Genomic DNA, 4237 nt, shown 5'->3' with positions numbered 1-4237 from the left:
TGTGCCAAAAGGATTTAGGTTATGCCGACAAATTTAAAGTTAAATTATGTAGAGTTTCCCGCCAAAGATATTTCAGCTACAAAACAATTCTTCACTGAGGCATTTGGTTGGAGTTTTACCGATTATGGCCCCGATTATACTGCTTTCGAAGATGAAGGGTTAGACGGTGGTTTCTACAAATCGGATTTATCTTCATTAGCGTCAAACGGCTCTGCCTTACTTGTACTATTAACTGAGGACTTGGATAAAGCTCAATCTACTGTCGAGTCATGCGGTGGTAAGATTTCTACTCCAATTTTCTCATTTCCGGGCGGGAGTCGATTTCACTTTATAGAGCCTAGTGGAAATGAATTTGCAGTATGGTGTTTGTCTGGCACATAACAAGAAAATTAAGCGGGACTGCTAACAGTTGGCTAGGTTTCGCTCCGCTTCACATTTTAGCCAACTATTAATCAGCCCCTTATTTGGGCGTTATGTGACCAAATATGAATCCAGACTATCAATCCTACACGGAAGATGAATTGTTAGATGCTTTTGAACATATTGATAAAGAGGCTTGGCCTGAACGATATGCCGAAATTAAAATACACTTACAAAAATTCGCAGATGAAGCTAAAAAAGATGCTTCGAATGAACCTGATAATAGCGAAGTTTCTGAACCCGCTTGGTGGCGAAAAATTGATTTTAACAAACCTAAAGAAAAGCTAATTACGTTTGGCTTAACCCTCTGGACTTTATATATTTTATTTACGGGACAAATTTCAGCTAAAAATAGTCAAATAAGTTTTGAAGATTCACCTAAAACATATATGTTTTTTATATCTTTTTGTATTGTTATTCTAATTTGGCGTATACATGGGCATTTAACGTCACATAACAAGAATTTAAAGCGGGACTGCTAACAGTTTGCTCGGTTTCGCTTCGCTTCACATTTTAGCAAACTATTAATCAGCCCCTTAAATGGGCGTTAGGGTTACCTATGAAATGGACTACGTGTTTAATCCTGTTTTCTTTATCTTTTTTGGCTTCTGCACAAGAAGGAAAAATGACTAAAGAACAAATGAAACAGGTTAGAGAAAAACAAAAACAAGAATATATAGCTCTTTTAAAAAAACAAAAAGAGCTAGCAAAGCCTTTACTTCAGTATGAGATTGCATCTTTGGAAGCAGCTCTTCGTTTGAAAATCATTAATAAATACGAAGGCGCATCGATTATTTCTATAGATTCTTTTACCGAAGAGTATAAGTACCTAGGCACTATATCTTCGGAATTTTCTACTGATTCTATTTTTAATCAATTTGGATCATACGGTAGTGAATTTTCTCAAGACAGCATTTGGAATGAGTTTGGTCAATATGGGGGGAAGTTTTCTGATAAAAGCCCATTTAATGAGTTTACTAGTTCTCCACCTTTAATAGTTATAAATAAAAAAGTGGTTGGCCATTTGACTGTAAATCAATTTATAAATGGCGCAGTTGACCCTAATTGGCTTAAAGCTTATTTTGTGCGCTAAGTAACCCTAACAAGTCGTTAAAGCAGGACAAATAACAGTTGGCTTTTGCTCCTGCGTCGCTTATTTTAGCCAACATATTATTTGCCTCTTAACGAGGCGTTATAGTGCAAGGAGGCAGTTTTGAATACCATTCCTTTTTTCTTAATTCCCCTAATATTTTATTGGCTAGTATTGTTATCAGAATTATTTAATTATTTAGAAAAAAAGCATTTGAAAGTATATTCCTCAATGGGAAAGCCATCTTTATTTTTCAATAGTACACCAGATAATAACTCGAAATTTCTTGGTTTTTTACTCAAAAGAAAGTGGGAAAACTTGAATGATGACTACCTTGATAAATTATGTTCAAAAATATTTGTGTTGTTTTTTGTCATAAGCATACCATTTGGTTTGTTTTTAATATATTTTCTTTCTAATGCATTTTATGCACTATAACAAGCTAATTAATAAGGACAAAAAACAGTTTGCTGTTTTCGTTCCTCAACATTTTAGCAAACAATTTTTTGCCTGTTATTAGGGCGTTAGCATGCACAAGGAGGTTCCATGAAAATTTGCGGGGATTGCAATAATAAAATTACTTATGAACAATTGTTTTTTGCAATCAGATCTGTGAAATGTTCAGGTTGTGGAGCTAAGTACAAAATAAATATAGATAGTTATGTTATTTTCACTCTAATGGTTGGTCTTGCCGTACTTGTAATGGATTACTTTATAGTTTCCTTTTCTGGTATATCACTAGTAGTTTCAATTGTTGTAGTTTTTGTGCTTATATTTATTCTGGCTCCATTCAACCAAAAGTTGGTAAAGTGCAGCTAACAAGCATTTAAACAGGGACAAATTACAGTTGGTTTTTGCTCCTGCGTCGCTAATTTTAACCAACTGTAATTTGCCCATTAAAAGGGCGTTATGCAGATACAAAGGACTGTCGCACATGAATGATGTAGATGATAAATTTTATGAAAGAGCTGATGCACATATTCATTTATCAAATGACCAAATCACTGAAGAAGTTGGTCGGGGGAAAGTTAGCTCTTCGACTATGTATTCAACAGCAAGGTTTAATGCTTGGGTCAGTGCATGTAGCTGTAATAACCGCGAAGAAATGATCGCTGATAAAGAAGAGATGCTTGAGTATTTTGTCTCAGAATATCGAAAAATGTTAAATGAAAACCTTGATGATTATATAGACAATTTCAATGATTATATGGATGTAGATGATAAATCTGCATAACAAACAGTTTAAGCGGGACTAAAAACAGTTTGCTCGGTTTCGCTTCGCTACACAATTTTAGCAAACTAATTTTTAGCCCCTTAACGTGGGCGTTAGGTTTCAGGTTCGATGTATTTCAAAACTGGTAATTACCCTGAATTAGATGGGTTAAATAAAAAACAGAAAAATGAGTTTGTTTCTGATGCTGTTAAGCTTCATAACAAATGGATCAGTTTGCGGTTTTACTTTGTTATAGCATTACTTTTTATTTGTTCATTTTATGTGGCAGAAATTGAGGTAGCTTTATCGCTTCCAGATTGGACTCCATGGGTTGTATTTCCTATTTTCGGTTTGTGTTTTTACATATATCTTTTATGGGAAATTAATGGTGCAGTTTTAAAAGCCGTTACACTGCACTCTAATCAACCTAACAAGCAAATAAATCAGGACAAATAACAGTTGGTTTTTGCTCCTGCGTCGCTTATTTTAACCAACTGATATTTGCCCATTATTAGGGCGTTATATTCTCGGAGAAACTGGTGCAATCAAAAGGATTTTATTTATTCGGTTCAATAGTGATTACTCTTTCTTTTCTAATCATATTTTTTGAGGATATTCCATACATCAAATATGATGACAATTACATTTCAATTAACCACATTGAAAATGAGTACAGTAAAAATATACCTTTAGAAAAAAAGGCATTTGATTTGGCGCTTAAAAAGCAAGATATGGATATGATAAAAGCTATATATTCTCAAAGACTATTAGCTGAAAAAAGGTCGAAACAATTGTCTGTTAAAGGCCTAGATGTAGTTAAATCTATTGCGCAATTAATAATAATTTTTGCTGTTAGCTTTATGTTAACTGCGCTGGCGAAGCAAAGAGAATATAACAAGTCGTTAAAGCAGGACAAATAACAGTTGGCTTTTGCTCCTGCGTCGCTAATTTTAACCAACTGTTTTTAGCCCATTAATGGGGCGTTATGTTTACTTAGAGAGTGTCGATTTTGAGTCATGGTTTAGAAGAATACACTTTAGAGGAACTCTATGATGTCGAAGAAAATATCGATAAGTTAAAGTATCCTGAAAAGTATGAAGCTATTCTTACTCTTATTCTCGAAAAAGAAAAATCACTACAAGCCTCACCTGAATATGTATTTGCGGCTCAAAGCTTAAAAGATAACGAGGAAGTAGCAGAAAAAAAATATACACTTTTTTATATATTTATTCGTGTACTTTTATGGGCTCCTTTTTGTGCTTTCTTGCTAACTTATGAACTAGAAACATATGAACGGATCATAGCTATAGCAATATTTTTATCTCTTTTAAAAATAGGCAAAAATATTTGTGTTGCGATAGAGGTTTCGCATCTAGAAAAACGAGTAAAGAAAACCAGTGATTCGCAGTTGGGTAAAAAGTAAACATAACAAGAATTTAAAGCGGGACTGTTAACAGTTTGCCCGGTTTCGCTGCGCTACACAATTTTAGCAAACTATTATCAGCCCCTTAAAT

At 34.1% G+C, this 4237-nt stretch carries 8 protein-coding genes; all 8 read left to right on the top strand.

The features are described 5' to 3' along the window. The first annotated feature begins 21 nt into the window (after positions 1–21). Positions 22–381 carry a VOC family protein gene (locus tag AC27GZ_RS16055; protein ID WP_487096387.1) on the top strand — a complete coding sequence of 120 codons (360 nt, stop codon included), beginning with the start codon at positions 22–24 and terminating at the stop codon, positions 379–381. A 104-nt stretch (positions 382–485) separates the two neighbouring features. Further along, the gene (locus AC27GZ_RS16050) at positions 486–902 is read left to right on the top strand and encodes a hypothetical protein (RefSeq protein WP_487096386.1); all 417 of its coding nucleotides are present in this window, start codon (positions 486–488) and stop codon (positions 900–902) included. Between the two features lie 77 nt (positions 903–979). Beyond that, positions 980–1513: a hypothetical protein gene (locus tag AC27GZ_RS16045; RefSeq protein WP_487096385.1), complete on the top strand. Its 534-nt coding sequence runs from the start codon at positions 980–982 to the stop codon at positions 1511–1513. Positions 1514–2056: 543 nt separating this feature from the next. Next, entirely contained in the window at positions 2057–2329 is a 273-nt protein-coding gene (locus AC27GZ_RS16040; protein WP_487096384.1) for a TIGR04104 family putative zinc finger protein, read from the top strand. Between the two features lie 115 nt (positions 2330–2444). Further along, positions 2445–2744, top strand: a complete 300-nt coding sequence (locus tag AC27GZ_RS16035) for a DUF3144 domain-containing protein (RefSeq protein WP_487096383.1) — start codon at positions 2445–2447, stop codon at positions 2742–2744. A gap of 108 nt (positions 2745–2852) precedes the next feature. Continuing rightward, complete coding sequence (locus AC27GZ_RS16030; protein WP_487096382.1) at positions 2853–3179, top strand: hypothetical protein; 327 nt, start codon at positions 2853–2855, stop codon at positions 3177–3179. Between the two features lie 83 nt (positions 3180–3262). Then, a complete protein-coding gene (locus tag AC27GZ_RS16025) occupies positions 3263–3643 on the top strand; it encodes a hypothetical protein (protein ID WP_487096381.1) in 381 nt (126 codons plus the stop codon). 89 nt (positions 3644–3732) lie between these two features. Further along, positions 3733–4146, top strand: coding sequence for a hypothetical protein (locus tag AC27GZ_RS16020; protein ID WP_487096380.1), 414 nt, complete (start codon positions 3733–3735; stop codon positions 4144–4146). Positions 4147–4237: the final 91 nt, after the last annotated feature.

It is taken from the genome of Colwellia sp. SU-HH00943, from assembly GCF_057546125.1.
Note: the sequence above shows the minus strand (reverse complement) of the source record. Positions and strands in the feature narration are given on the sequence as shown.

Excerpts from the sequence above, each read along its gene's own strand:
- AC27GZ_RS16055 (WP_487096387.1), top strand. The coding sequence starts at position 22 with ATGCCGACAAATTTAAAGTTAAATTATGTAGAGTTTCCCGCCAAAGAT.
- AC27GZ_RS16050 (WP_487096386.1), top strand. The coding sequence starts at position 486 with ATGAATCCAGACTATCAATCCTACACGGAAGATGAATTGTTAGATGCT.
- AC27GZ_RS16045 (WP_487096385.1), top strand. The coding sequence starts at position 980 with ATGAAATGGACTACGTGTTTAATCCTGTTTTCTTTATCTTTTTTGGCT.
- AC27GZ_RS16040 (WP_487096384.1), top strand. The coding sequence starts at position 2,057 with ATGAAAATTTGCGGGGATTGCAATAATAAAATTACTTATGAACAATTG.
- AC27GZ_RS16035 (WP_487096383.1), top strand. The coding sequence starts at position 2,445 with ATGAATGATGTAGATGATAAATTTTATGAAAGAGCTGATGCACATATT.
- AC27GZ_RS16030 (WP_487096382.1), top strand. The coding sequence starts at position 2,853 with ATGTATTTCAAAACTGGTAATTACCCTGAATTAGATGGGTTAAATAAA.